The organism is Streptomyces sp. GbtcB6, assembly GCF_019091475.1.
GTDB lineage: Bacteria > Actinomycetota > Actinomycetes > Streptomycetales > Streptomycetaceae > Streptomyces > Streptomyces hyaluromycini.
The window spans coordinates 1-15,560 of the sequence record NZ_JAGXJL010000074.1 but is presented as its reverse complement, the minus strand read 5'-3'; the positions used below and the strand labels follow the sequence as shown (position 1 = coordinate 15,560).

General features: G+C 70.2%; 15 protein-coding genes and 1 pseudogene. 5 read left to right on the top strand and 11 right to left on the bottom strand.

What is annotated here, in order from left to right:
* Positions 1–22 precede the first annotated feature (22 nt).
* Positions 23–1,414 carry an amidohydrolase family protein gene (locus tag KVT45_RS49920; RefSeq protein ID WP_217560851.1) on the bottom strand — a complete coding sequence of 464 codons (1,392 nt, stop codon included), beginning with the start codon at positions 1,412–1,414 and terminating at the stop codon, positions 23–25.
* Positions 1,415–1,479: 65 nt separating this feature from the next.
* Entirely contained in the window at positions 1,480–2,235 is a 756-nt protein-coding gene (locus tag KVT45_RS49915) for an Atu4866 domain-containing protein (protein ID WP_217560849.1), read from the bottom strand.
* A 231-nt stretch (positions 2,236–2,466) separates the two neighbouring features.
* Here KVT45_RS49915 and KVT45_RS49910 point away from each other — a divergent pair, with 231 nt between their 5' ends.
* Entirely contained in the window at positions 2,467–2,730 is a 264-nt protein-coding gene (locus tag KVT45_RS49910; protein WP_217560847.1) for an Atu4866 domain-containing protein, read from the top strand.
* 171 nt (positions 2,731–2,901) lie between these two features.
* On the opposite strand, the gene KVT45_RS49905 is transcribed toward KVT45_RS49910, so the two are convergent.
* The 7 genes from KVT45_RS49905 to KVT45_RS49875 form a co-directional block, all read right to left on the bottom strand.
* On the bottom strand, positions 2,902–4,047 hold the full coding sequence (locus tag KVT45_RS49905) for a Gfo/Idh/MocA family protein (protein WP_217560886.1): 1,146 nt from the start codon (positions 4,045–4,047) through the stop codon (positions 2,902–2,904).
* 101 nt (positions 4,048–4,148) lie between these two features.
* Positions 4,149–5,261 carry a Gfo/Idh/MocA family protein gene (locus tag KVT45_RS49900; RefSeq protein WP_217560844.1) on the bottom strand — a complete coding sequence of 371 codons (1,113 nt, stop codon included), beginning with the start codon at positions 5,259–5,261 and terminating at the stop codon, positions 4,149–4,151.
* Positions 5,258–6,091: a ThuA domain-containing protein gene (locus tag KVT45_RS49895; RefSeq protein WP_254648515.1), complete on the bottom strand. Its 834-nt coding sequence runs from the start codon at positions 6,089–6,091 to the stop codon at positions 5,258–5,260. The genes KVT45_RS49900 and KVT45_RS49895 overlap by 4 nt, the downstream gene beginning before the upstream one ends.
* Positions 6,088–6,954, bottom strand: a complete 867-nt coding sequence (locus tag KVT45_RS49890; RefSeq protein ID WP_217560836.1) for a carbohydrate ABC transporter permease — start codon at positions 6,952–6,954, stop codon at positions 6,088–6,090. The genes KVT45_RS49895 and KVT45_RS49890 overlap by 4 nt, the downstream gene beginning before the upstream one ends.
* A gap of 7 nt (positions 6,955–6,961) precedes the next feature.
* Entirely contained in the window at positions 6,962–7,939 is a 978-nt protein-coding gene (locus KVT45_RS49885; protein ID WP_217560829.1) for a carbohydrate ABC transporter permease, read from the bottom strand.
* Positions 7,932–9,161: a sugar ABC transporter substrate-binding protein gene (locus tag KVT45_RS49880; RefSeq protein WP_254648514.1), complete on the bottom strand. Its 1,230-nt coding sequence runs from the start codon at positions 9,159–9,161 to the stop codon at positions 7,932–7,934. The genes KVT45_RS49885 and KVT45_RS49880 overlap by 8 nt, the downstream gene beginning before the upstream one ends.
* A 155-nt stretch (positions 9,162–9,316) precedes the next feature.
* Positions 9,317–10,345: a LacI family DNA-binding transcriptional regulator gene (locus KVT45_RS49875; protein ID WP_217560821.1), complete on the bottom strand. Its 1,029-nt coding sequence runs from the start codon at positions 10,343–10,345 to the stop codon at positions 9,317–9,319.
* A gap of 390 nt (positions 10,346–10,735) precedes the next feature.
* Between KVT45_RS49875 and KVT45_RS49870 the strand changes: the two genes are divergently transcribed.
* Positions 10,736–11,149 (top strand): peptidoglycan-binding protein, encoded by a 414-nt coding sequence (locus tag KVT45_RS49870; RefSeq protein WP_217560813.1) that lies wholly within the window; start codon positions 10,736–10,738, stop codon positions 11,147–11,149.
* Between the two features lie 103 nt (positions 11,150–11,252).
* Here the strand turns inward: KVT45_RS49870 and KVT45_RS49865 are convergent, their stop codons facing one another.
* Positions 11,253–11,879 (bottom strand): DUF1349 domain-containing protein, encoded by a 627-nt coding sequence (locus KVT45_RS49865; protein WP_217560798.1) that lies wholly within the window; start codon positions 11,877–11,879, stop codon positions 11,253–11,255.
* Between the two features lie 270 nt (positions 11,880–12,149).
* On the bottom strand, positions 12,150–12,851 hold the full coding sequence (locus KVT45_RS49860; RefSeq protein WP_217560790.1) for a TetR/AcrR family transcriptional regulator C-terminal domain-containing protein: 702 nt from the start codon (positions 12,849–12,851) through the stop codon (positions 12,150–12,152).
* A gap of 116 nt (positions 12,852–12,967) precedes the next feature.
* Between KVT45_RS49860 and KVT45_RS49855 the strand changes: the two genes are divergently transcribed.
* From KVT45_RS49855 to KVT45_RS49850, 3 genes and pseudogenes are all read left to right on the top strand, one after another.
* Positions 12,968–14,116, top strand: coding sequence for an oxygenase MpaB family protein (locus tag KVT45_RS49855; protein WP_217560781.1), 1,149 nt, complete (start codon positions 12,968–12,970; stop codon positions 14,114–14,116).
* 3 nt (positions 14,117–14,119) lie between these two features.
* Positions 14,120–14,239, top strand: a pseudogene (locus tag KVT45_RS58560) (CGNR zinc finger domain-containing protein); the annotation flags it as partial.
* Between the two features lie 276 nt (positions 14,240–14,515).
* On the top strand, positions 14,516–15,560 hold a 1,045-nt coding region (locus KVT45_RS49850; RefSeq protein WP_308311120.1), incomplete at its 3' end, for a metallophosphoesterase.

The following is a 15,560-nucleotide window of genomic DNA, read 5'->3' as shown; positions in this document are numbered from 1 at the left end:
CGGACTCCTTCGCTGTGCGTGTTCACACAGCCGGGGTGTTCAGCACGTACTCGCGTGAGGCGTGCACCTCGCCGCGCAGGGCGGCCAGGTCGACGTCGAGGACCTGTCCGTCCCACTTGCGGGGCTCGCCGTCGATGAGGACGGCGCTGATGTTGCGGGCGTCGGAGCCCAGCACGATCGTGCCGATCGGGTCGTTGAGAGGCATGTTGTTGAGGTCCTCGGCCCGGATGACGAGGAGGTCGGCCTTCTTGCCCGGAGTGAGTGAACCGGTCACACCGGCCAGGCCGTTGGTGCGGGCGCCCTGGAGGGTCGCGAAGTCGAGGACGTCGTGGGTGGTGATACGGGAGGGCTGCCGGTCGGTGCCGTAGACGCCGTTGACCGCGCGCATCCGCTGGATGGCGTGCAGGGCCCGCATCTGGGTGAACATGTCGCTGGCCAGGGCGACTTCGACATCGATGCTCAGTCCGGGGCGGATGCCGACGGACAGGGCCTCGTCGACGGCGGGGATCGCGGTCTCCAGGCCGATCTGGGCGTCGGAGGTCGGTGCGAGGGCAACGGTGGTGCCGGAGCCGCCGATTGCCCGCCATGCCTCGGGGGTCAGCCCGGTGGAGTGGATGAGGGTGACGTCGGGGCCGAGGAGGCCGTCCTCGGCCCAGCGCAGGACCGCGTCGGAGGAGGCGGTGCCGAAGACGGCGTCCACGCTCACCCCGATGCCCAGTTCCCTGGCGGTACGGGCGAGTTCGGGGCCGTAGGCGAGCGCGGGTCCGGCGATCTCGTCGGTGGCCAGGGTCGCGAGGCGCAGCGTGAGCAACTGGTCGTCGCTGCTGAAGTACTGCTCCTTGAGACGGGCCAGGTCGCCGGGCCACTGCCGGTCCCAGTCACCGAAGTGCGGGCCCATGGAAGCGTGCACGCCACGGATGCCGGTGTCGCGCAGCGCCTCGACGGCGGCGTCGGAGTGCTCGCGGGTACGGGAGTTGTGCGAGAAGTCGAGCATGGTCGTGATACCGCTGTCGATCGCGGTCAACGCGGCCAGTCTCGTGCCGATGTACATGTCCTGGGGCCGGTAGACGGTGGCGTAGCCGGCCAGGGTGGCCATCACATAGCCGCCGAGGTCGTCGACGTCCGGCATGATCCGGCGCAACTGGGCCTCCCAGGCGTGCCGGTGGGTGTCGACGAAGCCGGGGGCGAGGATCGTGCCGGTGGCGTCGACGACCACGGCGTCCGCCGCGTCGAGGCGGGGGCCGACGGCGGTGATCGTGTCGCCCTCGACGAGGAGGTCGCCGCCGTCGACGACGCCGAGGCCGGGGTCCATGGTGACGACGGTCGCGCCGGTGAACAGGATGCGCCGCCGGTCGGCGGGCCGCCGCCGGAGCTCTTCGAGCACGGCGGCGCTGGTGGTGTCGTTGACATTCATGAGGGCTCTTCTTTCGGTACGGCGGAGGCAGAGGGCGGGGGAGGGGGAAGGAAGGGGAGGGAGGGTCAGCCGAGCTTCATGACGTAGCCCGCGTGGTGGAGTTCGTCGCCGTGGAACTCTCCGTAGGCCCAGAAGCCGAGGTCGTCCAGGTAGTCGATGCGGTCCCCGTCGATCCAGTAGCGGCCCTGGTAGGCGTGCGGGCGACCGCCCCGGGTCTCGTCGTAGCGGCCGTCGGCGGTGAGGTCCTGGTGCAGGAAGTCGTTCCGGTCGATCCAGACGCCGACGCGCGGGCTGCCGGTCAGGTCCGCGGCGGCCGGGATGCCCGGCTCGGGGGCGGTGGCCCGGCCGGGGACGGCGGTACCGGCCCACAGGACCGGGCGGCCGGCCGCGACGAGCGCGCGGACCTGCTCCGGCCGGGAGACGAGCGTGGCCACCGCGCCCGGCACGTCGTCGGCGAGTTCGTCGGGTACCACCAGGAAGTCGGTGGTGTTGCCCGGGGTCAGCGTCGCGACGTACTCCGAGCGGCTGCCGCGGCCGCCGGCCAGCGCGATGGTGTCCATGACGGCGGGGACGACGGTCATGCCGGTGGCGTCGACGACGATGGCGTTGTCGTCCCCGGCCGCGGTGACGATGCCGGGGCCGACCCCCACGATCAGCGGGCCGACGAACAGGATGTCGGCGCCGACCAGGGCCCCGATCAACGGGTCCATCGTCAGGATCCGGGCATTCGTGAACAGGACGGGACGCCCCCCGTCGTTCGAGAGGATCTCGTCGAGGGCCTCGGAATTCCAGCTCACGGTGCCGGTGTCGGTGATGGTCATTGCACGCTCCTCGATGGAGTCGCCTCATCGGTGCGTCCGCTGCGGGAGTGAGCGTCGACACGGGTCCGAGGCGAGTGTCCGGCGGCTACGGCAGCCGCCTGACCACCAGGTTCGTCGCGCGGCGGCACCGGAACCAGGCCGCTCTGTCCCTAGGTGCACTGCACCCAGGAAGCCCCCACCTGGGGAGACGGCGGCCTGGTCGCCACCGGCCGCCGGACTGATCGTAGAAGCATGACCAGCAACGACACGCCCCGCGACCCGCACCCGTACGTCGGCATGTGGGTGACCGCCGACGGATTCATCCGCCAGGAACTGCTGCCGAACGGCCGCTACGACGAAGCCCGCGGCAACCGTCCGAGCGCCTACACCGGCAGCTACACCGTCACCGGCAACCACCTCGACTACGTCGACGACACCGGCTTCACCGCCACCGGCGACATCCGCGACGGCGTCCTCTACCACGAGCACCTGGTGCTGTACCGCGAGGCCGACTAAGCGGGTCCGTCGAAGTCCGCTGCGGTTGGGCAGCGCCCCCGAAGGGGCGCTGGGGGTACCCCCGGCCGAAGGCTGGGGGAGGAACTGCGCGACCAGCCATGACGGCGCCGCGGCCGGTAGACGGCACATCGCGGCACTTCCAGCGGAGCGCTTAGCTCGGGTGCCCGGTGGTCAGCGGATGCTCGTCCAGCGAGACGCGTCCGCGGCGCTGCGTTCGACGGCCTCCAGGACGTACTGGACCTGCAGGCCGTCGGCGAACGACGGGCGCGGCTCGCTTCCGGCTTCCGCCAGCGTTGTCAGGAAGTCGTGGACCTGGTGGACGAACGCGTGCTCGTAGCCCAGTCCGTGACCGGGCGGCCACCAGGCACTCAGGTACGGGTGTTCGGGCTCGGTCTCCAGGATCCGGCGGAAGCCCGCCTCCGTCTCCGGGTCGGCGGCGTCGTACAGCAGAAGCTCGTTCATCGACTCGAAGTCGAAGGCGAGCGACCCCCGTGATCCGTTCACCTCTATCCGCATCGCGTTCTTGCGCCCCGTGGCGAAGCGCGTCGCCTCGACCACGACGAGTCCGCCCCCTTCCAGCCGGCCGGTGAACGCGGTCGCGTCGTCGACGGTCACCTTCCCGCGCCGGGTCCCGGCCCGCGCCGAGAGCCCGCCGGACTCCTCCGGCAGCGGTCGCTCGCCGACGAACGTCGCCTGCGTCGCCGACACCCCGGTGAGCCGCTCTCCGGTCAGGTGCTGGAGCAGGTCGACGAGGTGCGACCCGAGGTCCCCCAGCGCGCCGGAGCCGGCCCGTTCCCTGCGCAGCCGCCACACCAGCGGGAACTCGGGGTCGACGATCCAGTCCTGCAGGTACTGAGCCCTGACGTGCCGCACCTCGCCGATCCAGCCCTCGGCGATCAGCCACGCGGCGTGAGCCAGTGCGGGCACGCGCCGGTAACTGAAGCCGACCATCGACCGGACGCCGGACTCCGCGGCGACCCGCGCGGCGGCGGCCATGCGCTCGGCCTCGTCGACCGTGTTCGCCAGCGGCTTCTCGCACAGCACGTGCTTGCCGGCGGCCAGAGCGGCGATCGCGATGTCGGCGTGGGAGTCGCCGGGGGTGCAGATGTCGACGACGTCCACGTCGTCGCGCCGTACGACCTGCTGCCAGTCGTCCGCCCAGTCACCCCACCCCAGCCGCTCGGCCGCCCGAGCCGCACCCTTCGGGTCACGGCCGCAGACGACGGTCATGTCGACGGCGAAGGGCAGGTCGAACACCCGGGGGGCGGTGCGCCAGGCCTGGGAGTGCACGGCTCCCATGAACGAGTGGCCGATCATCGCCACCCCGAGGCGGGGGCGGCCGGGAACAGGGGCGGAAGAGGGGCGGGGCACGGGGTCTCCGTCTCGGTGGGTTCCACAGAGTGTGGGGGGCGACGGCTCTACGGGACGAGGGCGCCGCGAACCGACTGCCAGCCGGCGAGGGCGGCACGTACGTCCGGGCGGTTCTCGTCGCGCAGAGCCGCCGCGTACGCCTGGTCGAGCACGTCGTCGACGAGTACGCGGCGTCCGGTCCGGGCCGACGACACCGCGGCCTCGACCATCGCCAGGCTCATGGCGTTCTCGTGCACCTCGCCCATGGGCACACCGCCGGTCCGCAGCGACTCGACGAAGACCCGCAGCGCTCCGGCGATGTCGGAGTACGGGGAGCGGGGCCGCTCGGCGGGCTGCACGTCGGCGAAGAGCACGGGCTCGCTGTCGCCGTCCCACAGCACCGAGCCCTTCTCGCCGCTCGCCCGCCACGTCCCGTTCCACGACGTCTCGGCGCCCGGACTGCACCAGCTGCCGTTGTACGCGTAGCGTGCCCCGCCCGCCATCTCGAAGACGGCACTCGCGGCGGCGTCGCCCTCGTACCAGCTCCATGGCGGGTTGTACGCCTGGCAGTAGACGGCGACCGGATCCGCGCCGAGCAGGAAACGGGCCGCGTCGAAGGCGTGGATCGCCATGTCGACCAGCAGCGGGTACGCCATTTCCGCGCGGAAACCGTCGAAGTGCGGAGCCTTGAAGAACTCGGTCGTCAGCGTGCCGATCGCACCGAGTTCCCCGAGCATCCCGCGCAGGGCGAACAGCTGGGGATTCCAGCGCCGGGACTGGCTCACCATGAACAGCTCGCCGCTCGCCTCGGACGCGGCGGCCAGGGACAGGGCGTGGGCCAGGGTGTCGGCGATCGGCTTCTCGCCGAGGACGGGCAGCCCGGCGAACAACGCGGCGGTGGTGACGGGGTGATGTGCCTCCGGAACCGTCACGTTGACGATCGCCTGGGCGCCGGTGCCGGCCGCGAGCGCGACCGCGTCGGAGCCGACCGGAAGGCCGGGCCGGCCCAGGTCGGCCGCTGCCCGCCGGGCGGCGGCCAGGTCGAGGTCGGCGATGCCGACGAGCTCGGTCTCGGGTGCGGCGGTGACGGTGGTCAGCCACTGCCGCCCCATGGAGCCGGCGCCGACCACCACGACACGCAGGGGGTTGTCCGGCCCGCAACGGATGATTCGGTGGGTCATCGAAGCGGCCCCGTGTAGGACTTGCCGTCGAAGAAGTCGTCGGTGTCGTAGCGCAGCAGCTCCGGGTGGCTGCGCTCGGGCCGGTCCGTGCGCGCCCACTGCACTCCGTTGGCGATCACCCGGCGGATGTCCTTGTGGTGGTAGACCGGGTAGTCCTGGTCGCCGGGGCTGAAGTAGAAGATCCTGCCGTGGCCGCGGCGGAAGGTGCAGCCGCCGCGTATCACCTCACCGCCCGTGAACGAGCTGACGAAGACCAGCTCGTCGGGGGCGGGGATGTCGAAGAACTCCCCGTACATCTCGTCCTCTTCGACGACGATCGGATGGGGCACTCCCCGGGCGATCGGGTGCGTGGGATCGACCGTCCACACCAGCTCGCGATCGTGCTCGTTGCGCCAGCGCAGGGTGCAGCTGGTGCCCATGAGCCTGACGAAGATCTTCGACCAGTGGCCGGAGTGCAGGACCACCAGGCCCATGCCCGACAGCACGTGCCGGTGCACCCGTTCCACGACCTCGTCGGACACCTCGGCGTGGGCGGCGTGTCCCCACCAGGTGAGGACGTCGGTCCGGGCGAGCACCTCCTCGGTCAGTCCGTGTTCGGGGTCGTCCAGTGTCGCGGTGCGTACGGCGCAGGCTTCACCGAGGTTCTCCCTGATGCCCTCCGCGATCGTCGTGTGCATGCCCTGTGGGTAGATCCTGGCCACGTGCTCCTCGGTCTTCTCGTGGCGGTTCTCGCCCCACACGGTCACCTGGAGCGGGGACGGGGGCGGTGCGGAGGAGATGGTCACAGTGGTGTTCCGCCTTTCTGCGAAGTCGCCCTGGGGGCAGGTCATTTGACGGCTCCACCGGTCACACCGGTGGCGATGTGGCGCTGTGCCACGAGGAGCAGCACGAGAGCCGGGACCGAGGCGAGGGTCGCGGTGGCCATCACCGCGTTCCAGTCGCTCACGTGGGCGCCGAGGTACTCGTAGAGGCCGAGCGTGACGGGGCGGACGTCCTCGGTCGTGGTCAGGGTCAGCGCGAAGAGGAAGTCGCTCCAGGTGAACAGGAAGGTGAACAGCCCTGCCGTGATGAGGGCGTTCCTGCTCATCGGCAGGACGATCGAGACGAACGCCCGGAGCCGGCCCGCCCCGTCCACCCGGGCCGCCTCGATCACCGAGGACGGGATGTTGCCCATGAAGGCCCGCAGGATCAGGATCGCGAAGGGGACGCCCGCGGTGGAGTCGGCCAGGATCAGGCCGGGGATCGAGTTGAGCAGCCCGAGGTCGTTGTAGGCGCTGTACAGGGAGTTGGCCACGACGATGCCGGGGACCATCTGGCTGATCAGGATCCCGAGCAGCGCCGGGCCGACCCAGCGCGCGTGGATGTGGGCGAGTGCGTACGCGGCCGGGCTCGCGACGACCAGGCTGAACGCCACGCTCCCCACGGCCACGACGAGGCTGGTCAGGAGGTTGGGCCCTTGTTGGCTCAGCGCGGTGGCGTAGCCGTCGAGGTCCAGCCGGGTGGGGAACCAGGACGTGCCCACGGCGGCGTTGCCCGGCTGGAGGGAGACGTTGACCATCCAGTAGACCGGGAACAGCATCACGGCCAGGATCAGCGCCCCGACCGCGGTGTACCCCCACGGCCGCCGGGAGCGCCGCCGGTGGACGGGTGTGTGCGTGACCGGTCGGACGGGTGTGTGCGTGATCGGTGTCATGACGGCCTCACTGCTCGACGGCGCGTCGGTTCGCGCGCAGGTAGAGGACGGCGAAGACCAGCGAGATGACGATGAGGACGTTGCCGAGCGCGGCGCCCTGTCCGAAGTCGAACTGCTGGAAGGACAGTTGGTAGGACTGGCTGGCGATGGTCTGCGTGGCGTTCGCCGGGCCGCCGCCTGTGAGCCCGAGGATGACGTCGAGCACCTTGACCGTGTAGACGACGCCGAGGACGAGCACCACGCTGACCACGGGGCGCAGCAGGGGCCAGGTCACGTACCGGAACGCCCGCCACCCCGTCGCGCCGTCCAGGGCGGCCGCCTCGTAGAGCTCCTCGGGGATGTCCTGGAGCCCTCCGTAGAGGATCGCGACGTTGAAGGGGATCCCGATCCAGATGTTGACCCCGATCACCGCGATCAGCGCCAGCGAGGTGCTGGTCAGCCACCCGGGGCGGTCCTGTACGAGGTGCAGGTCACCGAGGAACCGGTTGAGTACGCCGTTGTCCTGGTCGAGGATCCAGCGCCACACCGCGCTGGAGACGATCAGCGGTACCAGCCACGGCAGCAGGAGCAGGGAGCGCAGCACGCCGTTCAGCGGGAACCTGCGGCGGAAGAACACGGCGATCGCCAGACCGGTGAGGAACTGCCCCGCGATCGAACCCGCCGTGAACAGCACCGTGTTGAGGAGCGCCTTGTCGAACACGGACGAGGACACGACGGCCTTGTAGTTGGCGAACCCGACCCAGGGCGCCTGTCCGGTGTAGAAGGTGGCCGTCGTGTAGTGCTGGAACCCCATGACGACGTTCTTCACCACGGGGTAGCCGAAGAAGGCCACCATGTAGGCCAGGGCGGGAAGCAGGAACAGCAGGTGGGACTGGTGCCGTCGGCCGCCTCTGCCGAGTCTCCCGATTCTCCTGCCCGCCGGGGCACCGGCGCCGGCGCCGGCGCTGTCCGCGGCCCGTACCGCCCGCCGCAGTACGTCAGCCATCCTGGGCCTGCTTCAGTGCCTTCGCCGGAGTCGCCCCCTGGGTGAGCGCGGTCTGCATCGCGGTGTAGATCTCGGTGGCGGCCTTCGGCCAGTCCTTGCCCAACTCACCGGTGCGGGCCCGGGCGTTGCGCACCTGCTCGGTGAACGCCTGCATCCTGGGCTGTGCCGCGGCGAACTTGTCCATCAGCGCGGTCTTCGTCGGCACGGTCTGGCGCTGCCCGGCCAGCGCCAGCTGGTTCTTGTCGGAGTTGAGGCACGCGACGACCTTGGCCGCCTTGGCCTGGCGCTGCGCGTTGCCGGTCTGCGGGATGGTCCAGGTCTCGCCGCCCAGCGGGACGACCGGGGTGTCGCCGGCCTTGGGCACCGGGATCTGTACGACGCCGTAGTGCAGGCTCTTGTCCTTGTCCAGGACCGGGAACTGCCAGGGGCCGTTGACCATCATGGCCGCGTTGCCCGCCGAGAACTGGTCGTCGACGTCCGCCTGGCTCCAGTTGACCACCGACTTCGAGGCCGATCCGCTCTTGACGAGGTCCACCCACAGCTGAAGGGCCTGCGCGACCTCGGGCGTGGCTATGTCCTTCTCGTCGCCGCCGTTGGACCACATGAACGGCAGGAACTGCCAGGTGCCCTCGTAAGTGGCAGGTGCGGCGAAGGCGATGCCGTACCTCTTGCCCGAAGTGAGCTTCCCGGCGGCCGACTTGAGCTCGGCCCAGGTGGTGGGCGGTGTGATCCCCGCCTTGTCGAGCATGTCCTTGTTGTAGAACAGGCCGATCGTGTTGGTCACCGGCTGCAGTCCGTAGAGCTTGCCCTGGTAGGTCGAGGCGTCCACCACGCCCTTGGCGTATCCGCCCGCCGACAGGCCGAAGTCGCCGATCGGGGCCAGGGCACCGCTGGCCGCGATCTGCTGCAGGTCGGGGTTGTCGAGCATCAGGACGTCGGGCAGCGTCCGCGAGGAGGCCTGTTGCAGCACCTTGGGTATCAGGGAGGGGCCGGCCACGGCCTCCCGCTTGATCTTCACGCCGTTCTGCCGCCCGCACGTGTCCAGGACCTTCGCGTAGATCCCCTTGTCGGGCTGGTCGGCGTAGTAGTCCATCACCCGCAGTGTGCCGGCGCCCCCGGACGATCCGGTGTTGGAGCCGCAGGCGCTCAGGGAGAGCGGCGCGAGGAGCGCCAGGGCCACCACCGGTGTCGTTCTCCTGAGGAATGCTCGTCGTTGAGCCATGTTCCTTCTCTCCTCGATCGGCGCTGTCCCGGGCGGACCGCGCGGGGGTGTCGATACGTATCGACAGATGGTGCAGCTCGACGATTGACGCGTATCGGCTTTCGATACGCATCGACAGCAACGACGCGTCGTCCCCCTGGACTCGGGCCGGGGGGTCAGCGGGCGGGCAGGCTGGTCTGACGCCGGGTCAGTCGTGGGGGCACCAGCTCGACCGGCAACGGGGTGGGCACGCTCTCGCGGTTCAGGAGCCGGAACAGGATCCGCATCGCACGGCGCGAGACGTCCCTGGGTTCCAGCGAGAGGTTGGTGACGGGGGGTGTGGAGGTCTCGGCCGTGCGGTCCGTGCACAGTCCGATGACGGAGAGGTCGCGGCCCGGAACCAGACCGCGGTCCAGCAGGCTCTGCAGCGTCGGCTGGATCAACTGGGGATCGGGGACGACAAGACCGAGCCTGCCTCCGTCGCCGGACCCCGGTTCCGCGAGCGCCTCGTCCAGGGCGGCCTCGGCGCCGGCACGGCTGATTTCCGGCGGGCTCACCTCGGCGTAGGCGATGCCGTGGGCGGCAGCCGACTCCTCGGCTCCGCGCAGGAAGCGACGGACGAAGTTGACGTCGCGCGCCATCACGTCACGCGGGTAGCCGAGGAGGACGACACGGTCGTGCGCGGAGGCGGCCAGTTCGTCCACCGCCATTCGCCCGGCCAGGGTGTAGTCGAGGTCGACGCAGTACAGGCCCGCGGGGTCGTCCGGCACCCCGATCAGGATGACGGGCACGCTCAGGCCGGCCGCCACGGGGATGCGCGGGTCCTTGGACCCGACTTCCATCAGCACGATCGCGTCGCACAGCGACTGGTCACTGAGCCGGGTGAGGCCCTCGGCGCCCTCGTCCTCGGTGGCCAGGATGACGTTGTGGTCCTCCTCGCGGGCACACCTGGTGATCGTCTCGATGAAGGGCAGCACCCCCGTCATGTCTGCCCCCGGCGCGAACGGCACGACCAGGCCGATCACTTGGCTGCGCTGGCTGGCCAGTGCGCGCGCACCCGCGTTGGGCTGGAACCCCAGCTCCTCGATGGCCTCCTCGACCCGGCGACGGGTCTCGGGGGAGATCGAGCGGCGCCCGCTCATGACATAGGAGACGGTGCTCTGGGATACGCCGGCCAACCGGGCCACGTCCCGGCTTGTCACCATGCGAGCCCCTTCCTCGGTCTCGAACGGTCCGACCGATGCCGAACACTGTCGATGCGTATCGACTGACTGCGACGAGACTGTAGGGATCGCCCACGAACAACGGCAAGGGTCGTGCGTCAGAAAATCCGGGGAGCGGGCAGCAGGCGGCCGGCTCCGCGCCCCGGCACGGCGCGAGAAGCAGGTTCACCGCGGCGAACAAGAGACCGGGGCCGGCGCCGCCGGGGAGTGACCGGCACGCTCATGTCGCGCCGTCGCTCGTCCGCCTCTCGTCGACCCGGCACCCGTCTCGGCGGGTTTTGTCCTCGGCTTACCCGTGCGAGGTTGGTTCATGGTGACGAGGGGAGTCAGGGTGGTCCGGCGAAGGTACTGCCGCACACGTGAAGAGGTCCGATGAGAGATGCCCGCATACTCCGCCGCGCCACGGTGACTCTGGCCGCGGCCGCCGCCATGGGGTTCGGCACGACGACGGCCCACGCGGACCCCGGAATCCCGGACATCGGCTACGGATACGCGAACAACGCCGAGTCGGTCCGCTGCGTGCAGTTCTTCGTCAACAACTACCTCGACCTGCACCTACTGGTGGACGGCAAGTTCGGCCCCCAGACCGAGAAAGGGGTCAGAGAGCTCCAGAAGTACTCCAACTACCACTGGGCCACCACCTTGCTGGCCGTCGACGGGATCTTCGGCAAGAACACGGGCGAGGTCGTGCTCAAGCACATCAAGCGGTACCCCGGGTCGATCGACTACACAAAGGCCAGTCACTGCGCCCACTACGTGCCCTCGTACAACGTCGTCCTCAACTGACGCCCACCGCCGGAACGCCCTCAGCGAAGCACCTCCCAAGGCGAGTTGAAGCAGCCCCAGCCGCGGCCCTGGTCGTGGGTAATTGCGCTCGCCGGGCCTCGAGTCATGAGCCGTCGCGCAGTCCGCGCAGGCGCTCGCGGGTGAAGCGGATGTCGTCGAAGGTGACGAGGCAGCCGTCACCGGTCGGTGACTGTGCCTCGAAGCCGATGGAGACGGGCGTGGACGTGTCGCCGATGGTGAAGAACCGGATCATCCGCCAGGTCTTGCCGTCGAGGGAGGCGTGATAGGCGAAGGCGTGATCGATCCGGGAGACACGCAGCCATACCGTCCGGTCGTCGACGGCGAAGGCGTTGGCGTCGTCCGAGACACCGCGGGTGACCACGGAGACGATCATGGGTTCGCGGTCGGGGGAGGACTCGAAGCAGAACTTGCCCCAGTGGCGGTCGACGATCCACAGGAGCAGCACGCCGGCGTCGTAGGTGGAGGCGAACTCGACGGTGACCCGCGCGCTGCACTGGAAGTCGCCGCCCGGGGGGACGACGAGCCGGGTCGCGGCGATGAGCACGGACTCGGCGTTGAGCTGGGTGCCTGCTCCCGGGTCGATGAAGATGTCGCTGTGGGCGGCCGCTGCGGCGGTCACTGTGGTGGTCGCCTCGTCGATGGTCCACGCCTCGTCGGACGACGGCGAGAGGGGGAAGGGCAGCCCGGGCACGTGACGGGAGAGGGTCATGCGGTTTCCTCCTGCGGTCTGGTCAAGGGCGAGCGGGCACTGCGGATGCGGGAGCATGTCCGGGCACGGCGTGCGGGCCATGAGCTCATCAGGGACGAGGGCACGGAGCGTACGGCGGACGAGTGAAATCTCGCGTTGATCGGTCATGACGTCAACATCACGCGACACAGGCCAGGCTCCGCCCGGGCCCCTCGGACCACTTCGACGCCGCGATGAGCGAGAGCGAGGACAGCTTGGGTGTGGCGCGGGCCCAGGCCCGTTGCTCCTGCGTCATCCTGCGTCGGACCGGCGGCCGCGCAGGAGGACGGCCTCGGCGCCGCGAAGGAAGATCTCGATGCTCAGGTCGAGTTGGCTTCTGTCGTAGGTGTCTACGCCGCGGTCGACGATCCGGGCGAGGTTCTCGAATGCCCGGCGGTCGCGTCCCTCGACGGTTTCGCGTGTCAGCCGCGGCCGGAGGCGTTCGCCGCTGCGTGACACGTAGAGGGCGTCGCGGGCGTAGGCCCAGCAGAGGTTGGTCAGCAGGGCGAGGGAGCGCACCGTGCCCTCGTCGTCGAAGCCGGCTTCTGTCATCCGTTTCGCGATCGCTTCGGCCGGCTCGATGAACTGCGTGTAGAGCGAGTCGTCCGGCATGAGGTGTTCGGCGAGGGCGTCGGCGGCGATCAGGCGGTCGGTGAAGGCGGTCGCGTAGATGCGGCACGCCTCCTGCCACGAGGCGTCCGCGGGGATGTCGACGCCTGGTGAGCCCTTCGAGAAGGTGTCGAGCGCCACAAGCCTCAGCAGGGATTCCCTGTCGCTGACGTGATGGTTCACCGCCTTGCGGTCGACTCCGAGCTTGTCGGCCACGGCCTGCATGGTCAGGGTGTCCGTGTCCAGGGAGCGGGCCGCCTCGATGATGCGCTCCAGGTCGATTCCCGCCCGTCGCCCGCGTCCCCTCCGGCCACCGGTCGCCGGTGTCCGCTCTGTGGCGTTCATGGCTTCTGCCTCTCATGCCTCATGGGGGTTGACGCGGCACACCCCCGAGCATAGCTTGCTGGCAACCTCAATTCCCGGGCGGGAATTAAAGGGGGAGTCGAACGAAGGGGCTCGCAGTGGGCACTGTCGCCACAGGTCACGGCACCAGGACGGCCAAGATCAAGATCACCAGAGAGGACCTGCTCGGCACGGAGCGACGCTGGCGGCGCTTCGGTGAGCCGACCCCGGCCGGCGGATCACTCAACGAGGACGGCACTCCCGACCACGGCCTCTTCGGGCCCGGAAGCGTCGTCTGGGAGGTCCTCCTCCACCCGGCCACCGTCGTCTTCCTCAATGCCGCCCAGGGTGCGGTGCAGACGAAGGGGTACAACCCGATCAACGCGGGCCTGCGTGACCGCGACCCGATGGCCCGCAAAGCGCGGGAGGGCACACTCAACATGCTGGACGTGTTCGACCGGCTGTCGCGCAACTCGGGCATGCACGCTCCCATGTGGCTCGGCGACACGAAGACCGCCCAGCTGATGGCCAAACACCTCCACAACATCCACAAGAAGGTGGCCGGCGACGTCATCGACATCGCACGGCCCGAGCTCGGCGGCTACGCGGCGAGCGAGCCGAGCGACGCCATGTGGGCCGCGCTGACGGAAATGCACCCCATGCTGCGCGTCTACGAGGCGTTCGCCTTCCGCGACGGCAGGAAGCCCCACCGCCTCTCCCTGGAACAGCGCGACCGGTTCATCGCCGAATCGGCCGCTTACCTGCGGCTCGTCGGCGCCCCCGAGGAGGACATCCCCACCTCGATGGCCGAACTGGGGGCCCTCTACGAGAAGTACGCGGACCTCTTCGAACCCAGCCGGACGGTCAACCTCACCCCCGGCACGGGCGAGGACTGGTTCAAGCTCGTGATGCGGACGGTGAAGCAGAACTTCCACCTCTCGCACCTGCGCGCCCTCGTCCCGTACCTGCTGCAGACCGCCGTGGTCGAACTCCCCGTCACGGGCGCGCTGCCGGCCAGGACCCGCCGGTCGATGGGCCTTGGCCCGCGCAGGGACAAGGCCGCCGTCCGCGCGGCGAAGCTCTTCCTTCCGATCGCCTGGCTGATGCAGCAGGGCCCCTACGAGCGCTACATCCTGCGCCGCATGTGGGGGCCGGACAGCATCCGCCTGCTCGAGTCCGCTCGCCGACTTCACGAGCAGACGCTCGCGCAGCGTGCCATCGGTCAGCTGGTCGGCAACGCGACGGGCCCGTCCGCACCCACTGCGTGACGGGTGCGCGGACCGCGGCGGTCGGCTCCGCTGCACCGTCGCGGCGATCGTCTCCCTCGTCGGGGCCGCCGACGCTGGTGCTCGACGGCACGCTGCGGCAACCGGGCCAAGGCGTCCCGGTACCACGCCCGGTACCGCGCCCGGCACCACGCCCGGCATTACGACCCGGCAGTGCGTCCTGCGCGGTTGAAGCGGTGCCGACCCCGTTCAGGTGGCGGTCCGGCATGCCCGATGATGGGAGTCGGCCGGACCGCGGATGTGAGGGGCAGCGCAGTGACAGACTACGAATCCGACCGGTCCGAGCCGGGTGCACCGTCGGCCCGCGGCGGAGGACCGGACACCGTCGTGCTCGGACCGTCGTCCGGGGCCGAGGGACAGGCCGACGCCGGTGCCTCGCCGGTGACGAGGGGCAGAACCGCCGTTCGCACCCTGCGCCGGCTCGCCATACTCGTCTCCGTACTCGTCTCCCTGTTCTTCCTGCCCTGGTGGACGCTGTTCTCCTCCGGCACCGACTGGCCGTTCCCGGTGGTCCTGGCGGGTACGGTCCTCTTCGCCGCCGCTTTGTTCGCCCTGCCGGTGCTGATGGTCATGGGGCACGGGCGCAGGCGGTCGGACCGGGCGGCACGCGTCGCCGACACCACCCTCGGGGTGGTCTGGGTGCTGTTCGCCTGGTCGGCGCTGAGCGCCCTGTTGCGGCTGGTCCTGATCGTGTTCGGCGTCGGTGACCCCGCCCGGTCCAGGATCGTGGCCGTTTTCGTCGCGGTGGTCGGGGCCGGACTGCTGGCCTGGGGGTACCGCGAGGCCATGCGTGTGCCCCGGGTGGTGCGGCTGGACGTCACCGTCCCGCGGCTCGGCCGGGGCCTGGACGGGACGCGGGTCGTCGTGCTGGCCGACACCCACTACGGGCCGATCGACCGGGCCGGATGGTCGGCGCGGGTCGCTGAGGCGGTCAACGAGCTGGACGCCGACGTCGTCTGCCACGCGGGCGATATCGCCGACGGCTCCCCGGACCAGCGCCGAGGGCAGGCAGCACCGCTCGGGACGATGCGGTCACGGCTGGCGAAGGTGTATGTCACCGGGAACCACGAGTACTCCGGCGAAGCCCAGGGCTGGCTCGACCTCATGGGGGAGCTGGGGTGGGAGCCGCTGCACAACCGCCACGTCATGGTCGAACGGGGCGGGGACAGCCTCGTGCTCGCGGGTGTGGACGACGTGACCGCGGAGTACTCCGGTCAGACCGGACACCGGGCGAACCTGGTCGGCGCGCTGGCGGGGGCGGACCCGGATCTGCCGGTCCTGCTCGTCGCGCACCAACCCAAGTACGTCCGGCAGGCCGCGAGCGCCGGCATCGACCTGCAGATCTCCGGCCCCCGGCCGCGCACGGTCGCACAGTCCGAGCCCGTCCCTGTCGCACTGCCCGAGGTGCGGGTCCCCCTACGGCGGG

Excerpts from the sequence above, each read along its gene's own strand:
- KVT45_RS49905 (WP_217560886.1), bottom strand. The coding sequence starts at position 4,047 with ATGATCGGCCACTCGTTCATGGGAGCCGTGCACTCCCAGGCCTGGCGC.
- KVT45_RS49870 (WP_217560813.1), top strand. The coding sequence starts at position 10,736 with ATGAGAGATGCCCGCATACTCCGCCGCGCCACGGTGACTCTGGCCGCG.
- KVT45_RS49910 (WP_217560847.1), top strand. The coding sequence starts at position 2,467 with ATGACCAGCAACGACACGCCCCGCGACCCGCACCCGTACGTCGGCATG.
- KVT45_RS49885 (WP_217560829.1), bottom strand. The coding sequence starts at position 7,939 with ATGGCTGACGTACTGCGGCGGGCGGTACGGGCCGCGGACAGCGCCGGC.
- KVT45_RS49895 (WP_254648515.1), bottom strand. The coding sequence starts at position 6,091 with ATGACCTGCCCCCAGGGCGACTTCGCAGAAAGGCGGAACACCACTGTG.
- KVT45_RS49915 (WP_217560849.1), bottom strand. The coding sequence starts at position 2,235 with ATGACCATCACCGACACCGGCACCGTGAGCTGGAATTCCGAGGCCCTC.
- KVT45_RS49900 (WP_217560844.1), bottom strand. The coding sequence starts at position 5,261 with ATGACCCACCGAATCATCCGTTGCGGGCCGGACAACCCCCTGCGTGTC.
- KVT45_RS49880 (WP_254648514.1), bottom strand. The coding sequence starts at position 9,161 with ATGGCTCAACGACGAGCATTCCTCAGGAGAACGACACCGGTGGTGGCC.
- KVT45_RS49875 (WP_217560821.1), bottom strand. The coding sequence starts at position 10,345 with ATGGTGACAAGCCGGGACGTGGCCCGGTTGGCCGGCGTATCCCAGAGC.
- KVT45_RS49860 (WP_217560790.1), bottom strand. The coding sequence starts at position 12,851 with ATGAACGCCACAGAGCGGACACCGGCGACCGGTGGCCGGAGGGGACGC.
- KVT45_RS49865 (WP_217560798.1), bottom strand. The coding sequence starts at position 11,879 with ATGACCCTCTCCCGTCACGTGCCCGGGCTGCCCTTCCCCCTCTCGCCG.
- KVT45_RS49890 (WP_217560836.1), bottom strand. The coding sequence starts at position 6,954 with ATGACACCGATCACGCACACACCCGTCCGACCGGTCACGCACACACCC.
- KVT45_RS49920 (WP_217560851.1), bottom strand. The coding sequence starts at position 1,414 with ATGAATGTCAACGACACCACCAGCGCCGCCGTGCTCGAAGAGCTCCGG.